14 protein-coding genes are annotated in these 16,682 nt (G+C 62.0%); 4 read left to right on the top strand and 10 right to left on the bottom strand.

Annotated elements, in window-relative coordinates:
• Positions 1 to 22: 22 nt before the first annotated feature.
• On the bottom strand, positions 23 to 295 hold the full coding sequence (locus tag KP701_RS07595) for a YXWGXW repeat-containing protein (protein WP_024716818.1): 273 nt from the start codon (positions 293 to 295) through the stop codon (positions 23 to 25).
• Between the two features lie 391 nt (positions 296 to 686).
• Here KP701_RS07595 and KP701_RS16255 point away from each other — a divergent pair, with 391 nt between their 5' ends.
• A complete protein-coding gene (locus tag KP701_RS16255; RefSeq protein ID WP_252345478.1) occupies positions 687 to 1,160 on the top strand; it encodes a hypothetical protein in 474 nt (157 codons plus the stop codon).
• 69 nt (positions 1,161 to 1,229) lie between these two features.
• Here the strand turns inward: KP701_RS16255 and KP701_RS07585 are convergent, their stop codons facing one another.
• From KP701_RS07585 to KP701_RS07570, 4 genes are all read right to left on the bottom strand, one after another.
• Positions 1,230 to 1,793, bottom strand: coding sequence for a bacterioferritin (locus KP701_RS07585; RefSeq protein WP_215746599.1), 564 nt, complete (start codon positions 1,791 to 1,793; stop codon positions 1,230 to 1,232).
• A gap of 136 nt (positions 1,794 to 1,929) precedes the next feature.
• Positions 1,930 to 3,726 carry an aspartate--tRNA ligase gene (gene aspS, locus KP701_RS07580; RefSeq protein WP_215746598.1) on the bottom strand — a complete coding sequence of 599 codons (1,797 nt, stop codon included), beginning with the start codon at positions 3,724 to 3,726 and terminating at the stop codon, positions 1,930 to 1,932.
• Positions 3,727 to 3,819: 93 nt separating this feature from the next.
• A complete protein-coding gene (locus KP701_RS07575; RefSeq protein WP_215746597.1) occupies positions 3,820 to 5,391 on the bottom strand; it encodes an FAD-dependent oxidoreductase in 1,572 nt (523 codons plus the stop codon).
• Positions 5,392 to 5,534: 143 nt separating this feature from the next.
• Positions 5,535 to 6,302, bottom strand: coding sequence for a DUF2076 domain-containing protein (locus KP701_RS07570; RefSeq protein WP_215746596.1), 768 nt, complete (start codon positions 6,300 to 6,302; stop codon positions 5,535 to 5,537).
• Between the two features lie 154 nt (positions 6,303 to 6,456).
• Between KP701_RS07570 and KP701_RS07565 the strand changes: the two genes are divergently transcribed.
• From KP701_RS07565 to KP701_RS07555, 3 genes are all read left to right on the top strand, one after another.
• Positions 6,457 to 7,335, top strand: coding sequence for a glycine--tRNA ligase subunit alpha (locus tag KP701_RS07565; RefSeq protein ID WP_215746595.1), 879 nt, complete (start codon positions 6,457 to 6,459; stop codon positions 7,333 to 7,335).
• Entirely contained in the window at positions 7,328 to 9,382 is a 2,055-nt protein-coding gene (gene glyS / locus KP701_RS07560; RefSeq protein WP_215746593.1) for a glycine--tRNA ligase subunit beta, read from the top strand. Before KP701_RS07565 ends, glyS begins: the two co-directional genes overlap by 8 nt.
• Positions 9,383 to 9,580: 198 nt before the next feature.
• Entirely contained in the window at positions 9,581 to 10,621 is a 1,041-nt protein-coding gene (locus KP701_RS07555) for an L-idonate 5-dehydrogenase (protein ID WP_215746592.1), read from the top strand.
• Between the two features lie 4 nt (positions 10,622 to 10,625).
• Here KP701_RS07555 and rodA read toward each other — a convergent pair whose 3' ends face one another.
• The 5 genes from rodA to KP701_RS07530 all read right to left on the bottom strand — a co-directional run bounded on the left by rodA (position 10,626) and on the right by KP701_RS07530 (position 16,475).
• Positions 10,626 to 11,801, bottom strand: coding sequence for a rod shape-determining protein RodA (rodA, locus tag KP701_RS07550; protein WP_371818920.1), 1,176 nt, complete (start codon positions 11,799 to 11,801; stop codon positions 10,626 to 10,628).
• Between the two features lie 11 nt (positions 11,802 to 11,812).
• Positions 11,813 to 13,828 carry a penicillin-binding protein 2 gene (gene mrdA / locus KP701_RS07545; RefSeq protein WP_215746590.1) on the bottom strand — a complete coding sequence of 672 codons (2,016 nt, stop codon included), beginning with the start codon at positions 13,826 to 13,828 and terminating at the stop codon, positions 11,813 to 11,815.
• A 77-nt stretch (positions 13,829 to 13,905) separates the two neighbouring features.
• A complete protein-coding gene (locus KP701_RS07540; RefSeq protein WP_011253259.1) occupies positions 13,906 to 14,472 on the bottom strand; it encodes a hypothetical protein in 567 nt (188 codons plus the stop codon).
• A 5-nt stretch (positions 14,473 to 14,477) separates the two neighbouring features.
• A complete protein-coding gene (mreC, locus tag KP701_RS07535) occupies positions 14,478 to 15,407 on the bottom strand; it encodes a rod shape-determining protein MreC (RefSeq protein WP_041112023.1) in 930 nt (309 codons plus the stop codon).
• A gap of 18 nt (positions 15,408 to 15,425) precedes the next feature.
• The gene (locus KP701_RS07530) at positions 15,426 to 16,475 is read right to left on the bottom strand and encodes a rod shape-determining protein (protein ID WP_011253257.1); all 1,050 of its coding nucleotides are present in this window, start codon (positions 16,473 to 16,475) and stop codon (positions 15,426 to 15,428) included.
• Positions 16,476 to 16,682: the final 207 nt, after the last annotated feature.

The following is a 16,682-nucleotide window of genomic DNA, read 5'->3' as shown; positions in this document are numbered from 1 at the left end:
ACGGCTCCGGCCCCGGCCCGTATCAGGCATGACGGAGATTGAATCGTCGCGTCAGATGGCCTGGCTGCCATTGATAGCCGTTCCCACTCCAGCGCCAGTGTCCCGGAATCCAGCGCATGTCGCCATGGTGGGGCGGGACAGGTTCGGGCAGAACATGCGGCGGCGGAGGCGGCTGGCGGTAAGGGCCGCTATAGGGCACGAACTGTGCATGGGCTGTTCCCGTCATTGGCGCAATCGCCATCGTACCTGCAAACAGGGCGGAAACAGCCAAGATCCCTGACAGATGTTTCAGCATCAATGCTCTCCTTTCCATGACGCCTTGTCACGGAAAGATGATGCCATTGCGCTGTTGACGCCGATGCGGCGCAGCTATGGCGAAATCGGGGCAGCGCATGATTTTGTATTGCGGATTTCAGAAACGTCTCGTCACCTGAAACATAAAGATACAGAAGTTTATGTGCGTTATATTTGCAACTATTGTCTATAAATAGTCCAAAAGTGTCGTTCTTAATCTTGTTATTTTATTGACAGTTGTATTTTTAACACATCTATAGAGGCTTCTCCGCATCTTGCGTAGCGAGAGACCCCGCGATTACCGACGTTCCCAGTCTTTGTTTTCGTTGGGAGGGTCAGCAGTGATTGCCGCACCATTTTTCGGGCTCCGGCCACGCCGAGAGCCTGCTGCCGTGGCCCGTCCCCTGACCCGTCCTGACTGGCGGCTCGCTGCGGTCGTCCTGAGTGGTTTATGGACATCTCCGCTTCGTGCTGAAGCACCATCCTACTTCATGCCACCTCACCGGAATGTTCCGCCCCGGGTGCCCGGAGGGCGCCCGACCGTCAACTCCATGAAAGGCGCGGAAATTCTGGCGCCGGCTCGCGGCTTTTCTTTTACCCAGAAGAGAGAAGCCTTCCCGGTCAGACCGGAATGGGCACCTCTGGATCTGTCGCACCTCTCGAAGGTCGGTCCGTTTGACGTGGAGCGGGCTGCCCAGTCTCCGCTGATGGAGGAAAAGGGGGTCACGACGACCTTCTCCTATCCGCTGAAATCACTTCCGGGCGTTGACCTCACAGCCAGTTTCTTTGGAGGACATCGGGACACCATTCAGGGCGCAGCAGGGGGAAGCGCAGCCATTACGGGTGGCATACGGATTCATTGGTAGCTTATAAATGCACAAAGGCGCCTCTCCATCCGGAAAGACGCCCTGACAATATGCCCGGATATTTTAGATCTACGACAGGAACGGCTTGCCTTCATGGGCGACGAGCAGGTCATGCAGATCTGTGGCGTGATCTTCCTCATCGGCCAGGAAGCCTTCGAGCATGATGCGGGTCGTGGGATCATTGTCGCCGAAATAACGGATCAGTTCCTGATAATGTTCGATCACGACACGCTCGGCGATCAGGTCCTGCTTCACCATTTCCACGAGGTTGCCGCCATCGCCGTATTCGGTGGCGGAGCGTGTGGCGAGCCCCTCGGGGTTGAAGTTCGGCAGGCCGCCAAGCTGGTCGATGCGGTTTGCAGCGGCCAGCATGTGCTTGCGCTCGGAGGCTGCGTGTTCGTTGAACTCGGCGCCGACACTCTCGCTGGTCAGGCCTTCAACGGAAATGGCGTGCATCGTGTAGCGCAGAACGCAGACAAGTTCGGTCGCCACAACAGCCTGAAGGATATCGATCGTGGTCTTGACGTCCCCCTTGTAGGTAGCGGTCACCGCACCGTCGTCGAGGGATTTCTTTGCGTTTGCGCGCAGCGTCTGCACGTCTGTCAGGAAGGCGTTTTTCTTGCCGTCGACCATTGGAGTGTCTGCCTTGAAGGTTGGGATCTGTTTCTCCAACGATAGAAATGACGAAGTGTTGCAGACGATATGAAAAAACCGGCATCTCCCGAATGAAAGATGCCGGTTTTCAACAGCGAACGACGCTGCGTAAGGCTTACTTGCTGGCGGTCGGCTTGGGCTTCGGCAGGTCGAGCGCCAGATGCAGTTCCTTCAGACGGGCCGGTTCGACCGGGGCCGGAGCTTCCATCATCAGGTCCTCGCCGCTCTGGTTGAGCGGGAAGAGAATGACTTCGCGGATGTTCGGCTCATCGGCCAGCAGCATCACGATACGATCCACGCCCGGTGCGGCACCACCATGCGGCGGGGCACCGTAACGGAAGGCGTTCAGCATGCCACCGAAGCGCTCTTCCACGACTTCGGGGCCATAGCCTGCGATTTCAAACGCGCGGAGCATGACTTCCGGCAGATGGTTCCGGATTGCGCCCGAGGACAATTCCACGCCGTTGCAGACGATGTCGTACTGATAGGCGTTGATCGTCAGCGGGTCCTGCGTGTTCAGGGCCTCGAGGCCACCCTGCGGCATGGAGAACGGGTTGTGCGAGAAGTCGACCTTCCCGGTTTCCTCGTTCAGCTCATACATCGGGAAGTCCACGACCCAGCAGAAACGAAACGCGTTCTTCTCGATCAGGTCCAGCTCGGTTGCGACCTTGGTGCGCACCACGCCAGAGAACTTGGCGACTTCATCGCCCTTGCCTGCAGCGAAGAACACGGCATCCCCGGCCTTGAGACCGCAAATTTCGCGGATGCTCTCGACGCGATCGGCTTCGAGGTTCTTGGCGATCGGGCCCTTGCCGCCCTCTTCCTCGAAGATGATGTAGCCCAGACCACCGGCACCGTTTTCACGGGCCCAGCTGTTCAGCTTGTCGAAGAAGCCGCGCGGACGATCACCCGCACCCGGAGCCGGGATGGCGCGGATCTGACCGCCCGACGCTGCAATCTTGGCGAACAGGCCAAAACCGGAATCGCGGAAAGCATCCGTGACGTCCTTGATAATCAGCGGGTTGCGCAGGTCCGGTTTGTCGGAGCCGTAGTCACGCATGGCGTCGGCATAGGGAATGCGCGGGAATGCGCCCTCCGTGATCTTCCAGCCTTCGGGCGTGAACTCGTTGAACACACCGGCGAGGACGGGTTCGAGCACGGTGAAGACATCCTCCTGCGTGACAAAGGACATCTCGAAATCGAGCTGGTAGAACTCGCCCGGGCTCCGGTCAGCGCGCGAGGCTTCATCGCGGAAGCAGGGTGCGATCTGGAAGTAGCGGTCGAAACCGGCGACCATCGCAAGCTGCTTGAACTGCTGCGGAGCCTGCGGCAGGGCGTAGAACTTGCCTGGATGCAGACGCGCCGGAACGAGGAAGTCGCGCGCACCTTCGGGGGACGAAGCCGTCAGGATGGGGGTCTGGAACTCGGTGAAGCCCTGCTCGATCATGCGCTGACGCAGGCTCGTGATGACCTTGCTGCGGAGCATGATGTTCTGGTGCATCTTGTCGCGGCGCAGGTCGATGTAGCGATACTTCAGGCGCAGGTCTTCGGGGTAGTTCTCGTTGCCCGCCACCTGGAACGGCAGGACTTCGGCGCTGGAGCGGACCTCAAGGGCATCGGCCAGAACTTCGACGTCACCGGTCGGCAGGTTCGGGTTACGCTGGGAGCCGTGACGGACCACGACCTTGCCGGTCACGGTGATGACGCTCTCGACGCGCAGGCGCTCGGCCTTTTCCAGCAGGTCCGTGCCAGCGGGGATGACGATCTGCGTTACGCCATAATGGTCGCGCAGGTCGATGAACAGCAGGCCGCCATGATCGCGCTTGCTGTGCACCCAGCCGGAAAGGCGGACAATCTGCCCGGCATTCTCCTCACGCAGGGCGCTACAGTCATGGGTGCGGTATGGATGCATGTCGGGCCTCTTCAACGTCCTGTGCGGATAAGTGGGCGCAGGAAGCCGGGACGGCCCTCTCATGTCAAGTTTTCTGCGACCTTGAGGGCGCGTTCAGGCCTTTTCCTGCATGAAACCATCGAAATCGACCGCAGCCCGCGCCATGTCGGCGGCATGTCCGGCCCCGGCCAGGGCGATGGGCCTGCCGTCTCTGAGATAGGTCGCAAGGAACTTGAATCCGCGGATATCGCCTTCCAGCGCCACGTTATCGAAGCTCTCCCCCCAGCCCAGAAGCTCGATCTTCTTGCCGAACTGCTGCGTCCAGAACCAGGGCATTGGCACGTTGGGGGTGTCATGTCCCATCATCGCGAGCGCGGCGATCCGCCCCTGCACTTCAGCATGGCGCCAATGCTCGATTCGCCGTGGTGCGCCGTCATGGAAAACGGCGGATGCATCTCCGGCTGCATACACGTTGGAATAGACCCCGCCCTCGCCGCCTCTGGTCACGCGCATCTGTCCGTTCACGACAATCGCGCCGCTCTCATCGCGCTCCAGACCCGACACATAATCCGTGGCGGGTGTCACACCCACGCCCAGCAGCACAAACGCGGCGGGCAGACGGGTGCCGTCATCGAGCTCCACACCCGAAGCCGTTCCGTCCCCGCCTTCCTCGGCATAGATCTTCGTGACCCGCGCATCCGAGACAAACGCCACGCCGTTTTCTTCATGCAACTGGCGCAGGCGGATACCGATTTCGCGGCCAAACTGCTTTTCCATCGGGATTTCGCTGTCGGAGATGATCGTCACACCCACGCCGCGTTGCCGCAGGGACGAAGCCGCCTCAAGCCCGATGAATCCCGCCCCCACGATCGTCACCGCCAGATCGGGATCCAGAATGGCGGCGATCCGCTCCGCATCCGCCTCACGATGCAGCGTATAGACGCCCTTCATGTCCACGCCCGGAATATCCGGCTTTCTGGTCACGGCCCCCGTCGCGATCAGAACATGATCGGCCGTCAGTTCCGTTCCGTCCTGTAGTCTGGCCCTGCGGGTCTGAGGATCGAACTGCGCCACATGGCCCCGGACGCGGGTGATGCCGCGCTGGGTGTAGAATTCTTCTTCCCGAACGGGGGGCGCATGGGCCTTTTCGGATTCGCTGACGAGGACGGTCTTGCTCAGGGCGGTGCGGTCGTAAGGAAGATCCTTTTCCTCGCTGACCATCGTGATGGTGCCCGCGAACCCTTCCGCCCGGAGCGTCACCGCCGCACTGACGGCCGCAGCTCCGGCTCCGAGAAGCAGGACGCTCTCGTTTTCCTGCCGTTTTTCCGGAGCCTGACGCTGCTTCGGCTTCAGCCCGACCAGAACACGGCCATCAACGATCTGGACCGGGTACTGCGGCAGGGGATCGAGCGCCAGTGGTTCGACGAGGCTGCCATCCGTCGCATCAAAAACCGCCTTGTGCCAGGGACAGACCAGCATGCTGCCTTTTTCCGTCTGGCAGAAAGCCCCCTGCTCCAGCGGTGCCTCCTTATGGGGGCATTTTCCGGCGAAACCATGCACATTCTCTCCTTCCCGGATGAGAACCACCGGCGTGCCGTCCAGGGAAAACGGCGTGATCTTCCCGTCTTCGAGCGTATCAAAAGCGCAGAGATCGCGGAAATCGGCGGTCGGGGCGGATTGGGACATCAAGTATGGCCTCCCGGCTGGGAAATGGGGACAGTCATGAAAGCGAACGCAGCATAGGCCGCCCGGTTGGCAAACATCAAAAAACCCGCCCGGACATCACGTCCGGACGGGTTTTGAATAATGGCTGTCTGATAAAGACAGGATCAGAACATGTCGTCGAAGCCGCCGCCGTCACCGCCGCCGAAATCTCCGCCACCACCAGCATCGCCGCCGCCGCCAAAGTCGGAATCGGAGAAGCTGCCGGCATCGGTTCCGGCCCCGCCAAAGGGATCGGAGGCCGAGGCGTCACCGCCATAGTTGTTGATGATGGTGTCGCCACCCGCACCCCAGCCACCGGCAGCATCGCCACCACCGTGATGGTCGGAGAACAGGCCTTCAAGCGCATTGGCAGCCATCATGCCGCCAGCCACACCTGCGGCCGTCGTCAGGGCCGAGCCAAGGAAGCCCGAACCACCGCGCTGGAACATGCCCGGCTGATAACCCGGCGGATAGGCATACTGCTGCTGCGGCATAAAGTTTGGCGGAGGAGCGGCCTGCGAACCCCAGCCCGGCGGCGGTGCCGACTGCTGCGGACGGTTACCGCCGCCGAACAGACCACCGAACAGTCCCGGCTTGGACCCGCCCGACTGCTGGACCTGCGCGAGCTGCTGCTGGGCCTGCTGGAGCTGGAACTCGAGCTGGCGGATGCGGTTCTGGGCCTGCGCCAGCGCGGCTTCCTGCACCACGGCCATCTGCGTGACGCGATAGCGGGCTTCCGGATATTTCTGGAAGTTTTCAGCGATGAAGCGGTCCGCTTCAGGGTCGATCGGCGGCAGAGGCGCGGCCGGTGGCTGTCCAGGCCCCGTGACCTGCGGCCCTCCCCCGACACGGGCGACGAAACGGGCGATCAGATCGCGTTCTTCGTTGTTCATCGTCATCATCCTTCCAGATGAAGAAATTGCAGAGCCTCAATCATATGATGCACTCGCGCCCAGTCTACAAGATCGGCGAAATGACGCTCCCTTCCGGTTGAGGGCCTGTGCCTGTAAGGTGGCGCCCGATTTCTGCCAACCGGAGCCTATCGAATTGTCTGCGACCCGGCCGCTCTGCTTTCAGGACCTGATCCTGCGCCTTCATCAATTCTGGTCCGAGAAGGGCTGCGCCATTCTGCAGCCTTACGATACCGAACTCGGAGCAGGCACGCTCTCCCCTCACACCACGCTCCGCGCACTCGGCCCCAAGCCTTGGGCCGCCGCCTATGTGCAGCCCTGCCGCCGTCCGTCGGATGGCCGCTATGGCGAGAACCCGAACCGTCTTCAGCACTATTACCAGTATCAGGTGCTGCTCAAGCCGACACCGGAAGACAGCCAGCAGCTTCTGCTCGACAGCTATCGCGCCATCGGGATCGACCCCGAACTGCACGATATCCGATTCGTCGAGGATGACTGGGAAAACCCGACCATCGGCGCCTGGGGACTGGGCTGGGAAGTCTGGTGTGACGGGATGGAAGTCTCGCAGTTCACCTATTTCCAGCAGGTCGGTGGCATTCCGACCGTCCTGCCGTCCACGGAGCTGACCTACGGGCTCGAGCGGCTGGCAATGTATGTGCAGGGCGTCGAGAACGTCTATGACCTCGATTTCAACGGCAAGGGCCTGACCTATGGCGACGTGTTCCTGCGCGCCGAACAGGACTATTCGCGCCACAATTTCGAGCTCGCCGACACGCAGATGCTGCTGACCCATTTCAACGATGCCGAGCGTGAGTCCATGCGCCTCTCCGAGGCCGGTGTGGCCCAGCCCGCCTATGACCAGTGCCTCAAGGCCTCCCATCTGTTCAATCTGCTCGATGCGCGAGGCGTGATCTCCGTCTCCGAGCGCGCATCCTATATCGGGCGCGTCCGAGCGCTTGCCAAAGCCGCCTGCGAAGCCTGGCTCGCCGGTGAGGAGGAGACGTCCCATGGCTGAACTCTTTATCGAACTGTTCAGCGAGGAAATCCCCTCCGGCATGCAGGCCCGCGCGGCCGATGATCTCGGTTCGCTGCTCACGAAGGCACTGGATGGCCTGAACCCGCGCGATCTGCGCACGTTCTTCGGCGCCCGTCGCATTGCGGCAATCCTGACCGTCGATGCCGAAATCCCGGCCCGCAGCGTGTCAGAACGCGGCCCGCGTGAGGGTGCGCCAGAGAAGGCTCTGGCCGGATTCACCCGAAAGCATGGCGTCACACCGGATGAGCTGACGCTGGAAAACGGCTTCTGGGTTCTGAACAAATCGCTCGATCCGGTAAGCGCGGAAAGCCGCGTGACCGAAGCTGTGCCCGAGCTTCTGTGGAAATTCCCCTGGCCGAAATCCATGCGCTGGGGTGCGGGCTCGAACTTCACCTGGGTCCGCCCGCTGCGCCGGATCGCCTGTTTGCTGGACGGGCATGTCGTGCCGTTCGCCCTCGCCCGCGAAGGGGACGACGCACATGGTCTGAAGGCATCCAACCTCTCCGAAGGCCATCGCTTTCTGGCGCCGGGACCGTTCGAGATCCTGTCCGGCCAGCAGTGGCAGGAAGAGCTTGAGACGCGCTCGGTTATCGTGGACATGGACAGCCGCCGCGACATGGTGCGCACCGGTGTGGCGCGTCTGGCGGGCCAGCATGGTATTACGGTCGTGCAGGATGACGGGCTGGTCAATGAAGTCTGCGGACTGGTCGAATATCCGGTACCGCTTCTGGGTAAGATCGACGCAGCATTCATGGATCTGCCTGCCGAAGTGATGCAGGTCTCCATGCGGATCAACCAGCGCTATTTTGCCCTGCGCAATCCGGACGGCAAGGCCGCGCCCTATTTCGCGTTTGTCGGCAATCTGCCGTTCAAGGATGGCGGCAAACTGACGACTGCGGGCAATGAGCGCGTGCTGCGCGCCCGTTTTGCCGATGCGCGGCATTTCTGGGATCTGGACCGAAAGACCAAACTGGCGGACCGCGTTCCCACGCTGGCAGCCGTGACGTTCCACGCCAAGCTGGGAACGCAGGCCGAACGCGCCGAGCGGATCTCAAAGCTTGCGGGCACCGTGGCGCAGGCCATGGGGCTTGACGGCGCGCAGATCGCCCAGGCCGAGCGCGCAGGTCTGCTGGCCAAGGCGGATCTGACGACCGGAATGGTCGGCGAGTTCCCTGAACTTCAGGGCATCATGGGCGGCTATTATGCGGCGCATGATGGCGAGGACGAAGCTGTATCCCGCGCTGTGGCAGAGCATTACCTGCCGCGCGGTCAGTCCGACGACACCGCGAAAGCACCGGTTTCGGTCGCTGTAGCGCTTGCGGACCGGCTGGATCTGCTGGCCGGATTCTTTGCCATTGGTGAACTGCCGAGCGGTTCGGGCGATCCGTATGCGCTGCGTCGTGCAGCCCTCGGCATCATCCGCACGATCCGTGACAACGGGCTGCGTCTGGACCTGACGGCACTGTTCGCACAGGCTACCAATGGCCGGACAGGTGGCGAGCTGGCCAAGCTGCCGGACTTCATTGCCGAACGTCTGCGCGTGCAGCTTCGCAGCGAAGGCGAGCGGCATGACGTGCTGGCCGCAACGCTGGCTGGGGGGCTTGATGGCGATCTGGTCCGGCTTCTGGCCCGGACCTCGGCGCTGTCGGAGATGATCCAGACGGAAGACGGGCGCAACCTGCTCGCCGCCGCCAAGCGCGCCGCCAACATCCTGCGCATCGAGGACAAAAAGGACGGCCCGCATACCGGCGCGCCCGATCCGGCTCTCTATACGCAGGACGAAGAGCGCGCTCTGGCTGCCGGTCTGGATCAGGCCGTCCCTGCGATCGAGACGGCCCTGAAGGAAGAGCGCTTCACCGATGCGATGCAGGCCATTGCCGCCCTGCGCCCAACGCTCGACCGCTTCTTCGAGGCCGTAACGGTCAATGCACCGGAACCGGAAGTGCGGGCCAACCGCCTCAAGCTTCTGTCCCGCTTCCGCGAGACAACAGCCCTGATCGCCGATTTCGGCCAGATCGAGGGCTGAAGCCATGGGAGCGTGGTGGGCCGGATCCGGCACCACGCTTCCCACGATGGAATAGAGAGCGTCCTCCCCCCAGCAAACTGGATGCGGACACTCTCCAGAAAGCCCTCCATGTCTCCCAAACGTGACTGCCTTTAGCGCACAAGATGGTTCATATCTGAACATCTCTTCCTACGTTGCGCAGATGAAAGAGGCACAGCCATGGTCGGCATTTCCACTCCTCAGACGACTGAAGCTCTGGTGATTCATGAAAAGGGCGATCTGCGGTTGGAGACCGTTTCCGTTCCGCCACTCAAAGCGGGGCAGGTTCTGGTGCGCCCCGCCTGGGGCGGCATCTGCGGATCAGACATGCATTATTTCCTGCATGGCGGCGTGGGGGCTTCCGTTTTGCGTGAGCCGATGATTCTGGGCCACGAGGTTTCCGGAATCGTGGAAGCTGTTGGCCCGGACGAAACGCGCTTCCGGATTGGGGATGCTGTCGCCATTCATCCCGCCCGACCCTGTGGACACTGCCCGGAATGCGAGCGCGGTGCGAAACATCTCTGCCGGAACATGCGCTTTTTTGGCAGCGCAGCGTTTCTTCCTCATACGAATGGCGGTTTCCGGCGGGACATGGTCGTCGAAGCATCCCAGCTTTATCCGCTGCCATCTGGGCTGGACGTGAAGCGCGCCAGCCTCGCCGAACCTTTCTCCGTGGCGCTGCATGCCATTACCCGCGCGGGCGACGTCAAAGACAAACGCATCCTGGTCCAGGGCGCGGGCCCAATTGGTGCCCTGATCGTCGCCGGACTGAAAGTGGCTGGCGCTTCAGAAATCGTCGCGACCGATCTTCAGGACTTTGCGCTGGATGTTGCGCGCAAGCTGGGTGCGACCACGACCATCAACACGGCTCGTGCCACTCATGACACGGAATATGACATCGTCTTTGAAGCGACGGGTGTCATTCCTGCCCTTCCCATAGCCATCGCGCGCACGCAGAAAGGCGGAATCCTTGTACAGGTGGGGATTTTTCCACCGGGGGATGTGCCCACCCCCCTGGGACAGATTATTGCACGGGAAATCGACTATCGGGGAACATTCCGCTTCGATGAAGAGTTCGCGGAGGCGCTCAAGATCCTGGCGGACAATCCGTGGATTGCGGATGGTCTCGTCACCCACAGCTTTCCGCTAACTCAGTATAAAGCCGCTTTTGACGCCTCTCTGGACCGGAAAAGCTCGTCCAAGGTTCTTCTGGAACTCTGAAAGATCAGTCGTCTTCGTCTTCATCCTCACCAGGGTCACGCTCGTTGCGATGGACCCAGGCAGACATGAGCAGGCCGAAGCCGAACATCATCGTCAGCATGGCCGAACCACCGTAGGAAATCAGCGGCAATGGCACGCCACCGACCGGGATGGCGCCCATGACCATAGACAGGTTCACGGCGCAGTACAGAAAGAAATCCATCGCAATGCCCAGACCCAGCAGCCGCCCGAACTGGTTGCGGCTGCGGATCGCAATGAGCATGCCGCCCATGACGAGCGTTCCGAGCAGGGTGATGACGGCGATCCCGCCGACAAAACCCCATTCCTCACCGATCATGGTGAAGATGAAGTCTGTCTGCTTTTCCGGCAGGAAGTTCAGCTGGCCCTGACTGCCATGCAGGTATCCCTCGCCCCACATGCCGCCTGATCCGAGCGCGATCTTGGACTGGATGATGTTGTAACCTGCACCTAGCGGGTCGTGTTCGGGATGCAGGAAGGTGTCGATCCGGGCCTTCTGGTAGTCGTGCAGATGGCTGTAGATCAGCTTGCCCATGAACGGCAGCGGCGCCACGAGCAGCAGGATCTGCCACAGCCGCATTCCGGCTGCGAAGAACATCGTCGCACCGATGACGCCGATGATGGTGGCAGTTCCGAGATTAGGCTCCTTGAGCACCAGCAGGACAGGCAGCAGCGTCAGCAGTGCTGGCGGGATCAGACGCAGCGGATTGCCCATCCGCTCATTGCCGATGCGGTGGAACCAGGTTGCCAGCATCAGGACGAGGCCGATCTTGGCGAATTCGGACGGCTGGAACTGCATGCCCGCCAGATTGATCCAGCGTTCCGCCCCCTTCCCCACATGTCCCATCCGCAGCACAAGCGCGAGCAACGTGACGGAAAGCAGGTAGATTGGCACGGACGCCATGCGCAGAATGCGCGGACTGACGAGCGAGACAGCGATCATCATCACCAGCCCGAAGCCGAACCGCACCATCTGCGGCCCGGCAAACGGCTTGGCAGACCCGCCACCGGCCGAATAAAGCGCGATATAACCCACGCCGGCCAGCACACAGACCAGCAGCACATAAAACCAGTTGACCTGAAGCAGGCGTGCCATCGGGCGAAAATCGGGTTCGGCCCGCAGGAGCCGCCGGTCGGATTTGAGAAAGCCGAACGTATTCATGCCGTTCCGTCTCATTGCGCTGCTCCCGGATCCGTCTGTTCCGGAGGGGCGGCCGGAGCAGGAGCTGACAGTACAGGAGCTGTCGGTGCAGGCGCCGTTCCGTCTGCGACCGGTGACGGTGTTTGCGCAACGCTCGGCGCCAGCGGACGCACGTCACTGGCGGGATCGCGCAGCAGGGTGTCGGTCATGATGAGTTTGGCCAGAGGGGCAGCCTCATCCGCACCCGCGTTACCGTGCTCCACCACGACCGAAACCGCGTATTTCGGATTATCGTAAGGCGCAAAACAGATGAACAGCGCGTGGGGACGGTATTCCCATGGCAGATTCATCGAGTTGAAATGCCCGGATTCACGCAGGGCCCGCGACACGCGCCGCACCTGTGCGGAGCCTGTCTTGCCCGCCATCTGGATACCCGGGAGATCCAGCCGTGCCTTGGGTGCCGTGCCGTGCGGGTCATTGACGACCGCGAACATCCCGCCGCGCACCACGTCCAGATACTCTGGCGGCAGATCGACCTTTGCCACATCGTCCACGGAAGCCATCGCGGACATCTGGTCATTGGTCGCCCGCAACAGATGCGGCTGCACATCCCGGCCCGAGGCAATGCGCGAGACATACGTGGCCAGCGCCAAAGGCGTTACCTGCACGAAGCCCTGCCCGATGCCGGCATTGACCGTGTCACCACCGTTCCAGTGGAAACCATGCTTCTGCCGCCATTCCGGCGTGGGAATGACCCCGGAGCGGACATGCGGCAGCTCGATCCCCAGCTTGACACCAAGCCCCATCGCATTGCCCACCGCCTGGATCGGGTCCATGCCGCACCGGCGCGCCACTTCATAGAAATAGACGTCGCAGGAATATTTCAGACCTTCGCGCATGTTGATGAGGCCATGCCCCCAGCGGTTCCAGCAGTGAAAGCGCACCCCACCGAGGTCATAATATCCCGGACAGTTGAAACGGTCCTGCGCCGTAACGGAACCGGATTTCAGGGCGGCAAGGGCCACGGCGGGCTTGAAGGTCGAACCGGGCGGATAGAGACCGGACACCGCCTTGTCCACCAGCGGCGTACGCGGGTCATTCGCCCACTCGTTCCACTGCGCGTGGCTGACACCGGAGTCAAACAGCGACGGATCAAAGGACGGCGTGCTGACCATCGCCATCACCTCGCCATTGCGGCAGTCCATGACCACCGCACTGGCGACACGATCCTCAAGGCGGCTGAGAACCTGCTGCTGAAGCACGGAATCCAGCGTCAGACGGACATCCTCGCCCTGCTGGCCTTCCACCCGATCGATCTCGCCAATGACACGCCCGACCGCGTTGACTTCCATCTCCACAGAGCCCGGCTCACCGCGCAGAACGGCTTCCTGCGTCTGCTCAATCCCGGCACGCCCGACGCGCATGCCCGGCAGCGAAAGCGTCGTGTCCTTCGCTACGTCCTCTTCATTGGGAGGCGCGACATAGCCCACGATATGGGCTGTTAGATCCCTGAACGGATAAAGCCGCGTCGATCCGACATCGACCAGAACGCCCGGCAGGGACGGCGCATTGAGTTCGATGCGCGCCATGTCGTCCCAGGACAGGAACTCATGCAGCGTGACGGGAACGTATTTATGGACATGGCGCAGGTCGCGCTCGATCCGGGCACGGTCATGCTCGTCCAGTGGAACGATCTGGGAAAAGCGCTCGATCACGGCCGGAATATCCGTCGTCTCTTCGGGCATCAGAAGCGCGCGCCAGCTCACCTTGTTGTCTGCCAGCGCCACACCGAAACGGTCATGGATCGTGCCCCGCACCGGAGCGAGCAGGCGTTTGCTCGTCCGGTTACGCTCGGCAAGCTGGCGCAGATGGCCACCATCCACGACCTGCAAAGTGTAGAGCCGTCGCCCCAGCACTCCCAGAACCCCGGCCTGCACGGCCATGACCAGCAGCGCCCGGCGCGTAAAGACGCCACGCCCCGACCGCACAGGCTCAGCCTGGCGCTTCTGGCGTATCCGTGACCGGAAAGGGTTGTTTCGGGAAAACATCAGGGTGGGAATTCAGGATCCGGAAAAGAAAGCGGCTATCCGCGCGGCACAGGGCCTGCGGAACACGAAAGACGCTGTCAGGCCTGATCGGGATTGGCAAATGTGCGGCGTCCCCAGACAAACAGCGCGGTCAGGCTGGGATAGATACCGATTGTCAGCGCTGCCTGAAAGAGGCCGGGTGCAGGAGAAAGAAGTGCCACGGCATGCAGGCACACGAGCGCCCACTGAAAAAAGGAAGCGAGAGCGGCAAAAACGCTGAAGATCAGCCAGCCCGCGATGAAGCCCAGACGGGACAGGCCATAGCGCCAGTGATGCGCCACACCGTAGATCACCAGAAGGGACAGCAGCACGGTTCCCGGCGGTCCGAAGCTGAAGATCTCGACCACCAGCCCGCACAGGAAAACCGCCAGCGCCGGCATGGAGCGCGGACGGCTGTAGGCCCAGAACCAGACCGTACACATCGCAATCCCGAACTGAAGCTGCGCCTGTCCGGGAATACCGAATGGCGCGGACAGCAGGATCGCGGAAAACACGATGAACAGGGACGGCATGGCCGCCCGCGCCGCCATGTCGAGCGCGCGGCGGAAGGTCTGTTTGGGCTCGACGGCGGAATGCAGATGCGGCGTGGAGTTCTCGGCAACCATGACGCTTACTGCCCTCCCCGGCCCGGCATGTCCGGCAGGTTGGGCAGCCATGAGAACGGCAGCGGGCCGGTCAGCGGGTTCTGGGGCAGCTTTTTCACGCGCACGCGTCCGGGCGCGTCGGGGGCCTGCGAGTCGTCATCGCCGTAATCGAACACGCGGACGATATCCAGCCGGTCCAGATCCGCATCCGGCACCACAACCGGCCGGTTGGGCGCACTGTAATGCACCGTACCCACCGGCAGGCCAGCCGGCATCGTGCTCTGGCCGCGGGTTTCCACGCGCTCGCCTTCAACGGGATGATGGTCCTGCGGATAGAAAATCAGGCGGGGCGATGCCGTATCATCTCCGGCCATGATCGCATCGCCATGCGAGCTTCCGAGCGTAACGGGAATACGGCTCGCATCGTCATTGATCATCAGGACGCGGACCGTATGGGGCCCGACTTCCGTGACACGCCCCAGCAACCCGGCGGCATCCAGCGCGACATCCCCGATCCGGACATCATGCCCGCTGCCCACGTCCAGCAGAACGGCACGGGAATAGGGGCCGCCATCGTCGCGCGTTACCCGGCCGGTCACATACTGGGGCACCGTCTCGGGGATCCAGTGCAGGCTTTTCTTGAGGCGGCCATTTTCCGCCGCGAGCGCCACGGCAACATCATACCAGTGGCGGAGCGCACGGTTTTCGTCCCGCAGACGGGCATTTTCCTTTGCCAGATCCGTCGCACCGCGCAGATCCGTCAGCCAGACCTTTACCCGCTCCTGCGGCCAGACCAGACCATGATAGGCTGGCGCCATGAAATCCGTCGCCATCAGACGCACCCCGTCAACGGCCGGACGACGGACCAGTCCGAGAAGGACAAGCCCGACCGCCAGCAGGATCAGGATAGGCAGGACGGCCTTTGCAAGCACCTGCCGGGCATGGATGGACAGCATCCGGCGTTAGCCAAGTCCTCAGTACATGCTGCTCAGAACACTGCGCAGACGACGCATTTCCTCAAGCGCCCGTCCCGTTCCGAGCGCCACACAGGACAGGGCGTTTTCCGCGACCGTCACGGGCAGACCCGTATACAGACGCAGCACCTCGTCCAGACGATACAGCAGCGCACCGCCACCGGACAGAACGATGCCCTTGTCCACGATGTCGGCAGCCAGTTCGGGTGGCGTGTTCTCAAGCGCGGTCGTCACGGCATCGACGATCTGCATGACAGGCTCGGCGAGGCTCTCGGCGATCTGGGCCTGGCTGACGATCACTTCACGCGGCACGCCGTTGATGAGGTCACGGCCCTTGATTTCCGTCAGCGGACCGTCGGGGTTGGCGGGATCATCCGGCATCATGGCCGAGCCGAGTTCGATCTTGATACGCTCTGCCGAGCTTTCGCCGACCAGAAGGTTATAGGTCTTGCGGATATAGGAGATGATGGCTTCGTCCATCTTGTCCCCGCCCACGCGGGCCGAGCGCGCATAGACGATGCCGCCAAGCGAAATGACGGCCACTTCCGTCGTGCCGCCGCCGATATCCACGATCATGCTGCCCGAAGGTTCCGTGACCGGAAGACCCGCGCCGATGGCTGCCGCCATGGGCTCCTCGATCAGCATGACCTTGCGCGCGCCCGCGCTCTCGGCACTTTCCTGGATCGCACGGCGTTCGACGGCCGTGGCGCCGGAGGGTACGCAGATGATGATCTGCGGGCTGGCGAAGGCGCGACGGTTGTGAACCTTGCGGATGAAATGCTTGATCATTTCTTCCGCGACTTCGAAGTCTGCGATCACACCATCGCGCAGCGGACGGATGGCCGTGATGTTTCCCGGTGTGCGGCCCACCATCTGTTTGGCTTCGTTACCAACTGCAAGAACCTGTTTCTTGCCCCGCACCTCGGCAATCGCCACAACGGAGGGTTCGTCGAGAACAATACCGCGACCCTTGACATAAACGAGCGTGTTGGCAGTGCCGAGGTCGATGGCCATGTCGGCAGACATGAGACCCAGCAGACGAGAAAACATCCAAAACTCCTGGCGCGGCTCTGTGCGGGGGACAGATGGCGGATCGTGATTGCGGGGCGGTTCCCCGCGGGTGGACTTAACCAGACGACGCAGGTTCAGCAAGGCCCGAGGACGCAATATAATGCGCCCGATCTTAATGGATCGTACAGATCCCATCCGGGGACATCGAAAAAAATAATCGTGCGCCCCGATCCTGCCACCCTTCTG

The sequence above is a fragment of the Gluconobacter sp. P1C6_b genome (assembly GCF_018811945.1).
Classification (GTDB): Bacteria; Pseudomonadota; Alphaproteobacteria; order Acetobacterales; family Acetobacteraceae; genus Gluconobacter.
This window is presented reverse-complemented; position numbering and strand designations above follow the sequence as displayed.

Excerpts from the sequence above, each read along its gene's own strand:
- KP701_RS07595 (WP_024716818.1), bottom strand. The coding sequence starts at position 295 with ATGCTGAAACATCTGTCAGGGATCTTGGCTGTTTCCGCCCTGTTTGCA.
- KP701_RS07585 (WP_215746599.1), bottom strand. The coding sequence starts at position 1,793 with ATGGTCGACGGCAAGAAAAACGCCTTCCTGACAGACGTGCAGACGCTG.
- aspS (WP_215746598.1), bottom strand. The coding sequence starts at position 3,726 with ATGCATCCATACCGCACCCATGACTGTAGCGCCCTGCGTGAGGAGAAT.
- KP701_RS07575 (WP_215746597.1), bottom strand. The coding sequence starts at position 5,391 with ATGTCCCAATCCGCCCCGACCGCCGATTTCCGCGATCTCTGCGCTTTT.
- KP701_RS07570 (WP_215746596.1), bottom strand. The coding sequence starts at position 6,302 with ATGAACAACGAAGAACGCGATCTGATCGCCCGTTTCGTCGCCCGTGTC.
- glyS (WP_215746593.1), top strand. The coding sequence starts at position 7,328 with ATGGCTGAACTCTTTATCGAACTGTTCAGCGAGGAAATCCCCTCCGGC.
- KP701_RS07555 (WP_215746592.1), top strand. The coding sequence starts at position 9,581 with ATGGTCGGCATTTCCACTCCTCAGACGACTGAAGCTCTGGTGATTCAT.
- rodA (WP_371818920.1), bottom strand. The coding sequence starts at position 11,801 with ATGAATACGTTCGGCTTTCTCAAATCCGACCGGCGGCTCCTGCGGGCC.
- mrdA (WP_215746590.1), bottom strand. The coding sequence starts at position 13,828 with ATGTTTTCCCGAAACAACCCTTTCCGGTCACGGATACGCCAGAAGCGC.
- KP701_RS07540 (WP_011253259.1), bottom strand. The coding sequence starts at position 14,472 with ATGGTTGCCGAGAACTCCACGCCGCATCTGCATTCCGCCGTCGAGCCC.
- mreC (WP_041112023.1), bottom strand. The coding sequence starts at position 15,407 with ATGCTGTCCATCCATGCCCGGCAGGTGCTTGCAAAGGCCGTCCTGCCT.
- KP701_RS07530 (WP_011253257.1), bottom strand. The coding sequence starts at position 16,475 with ATGTTTTCTCGTCTGCTGGGTCTCATGTCTGCCGACATGGCCATCGAC.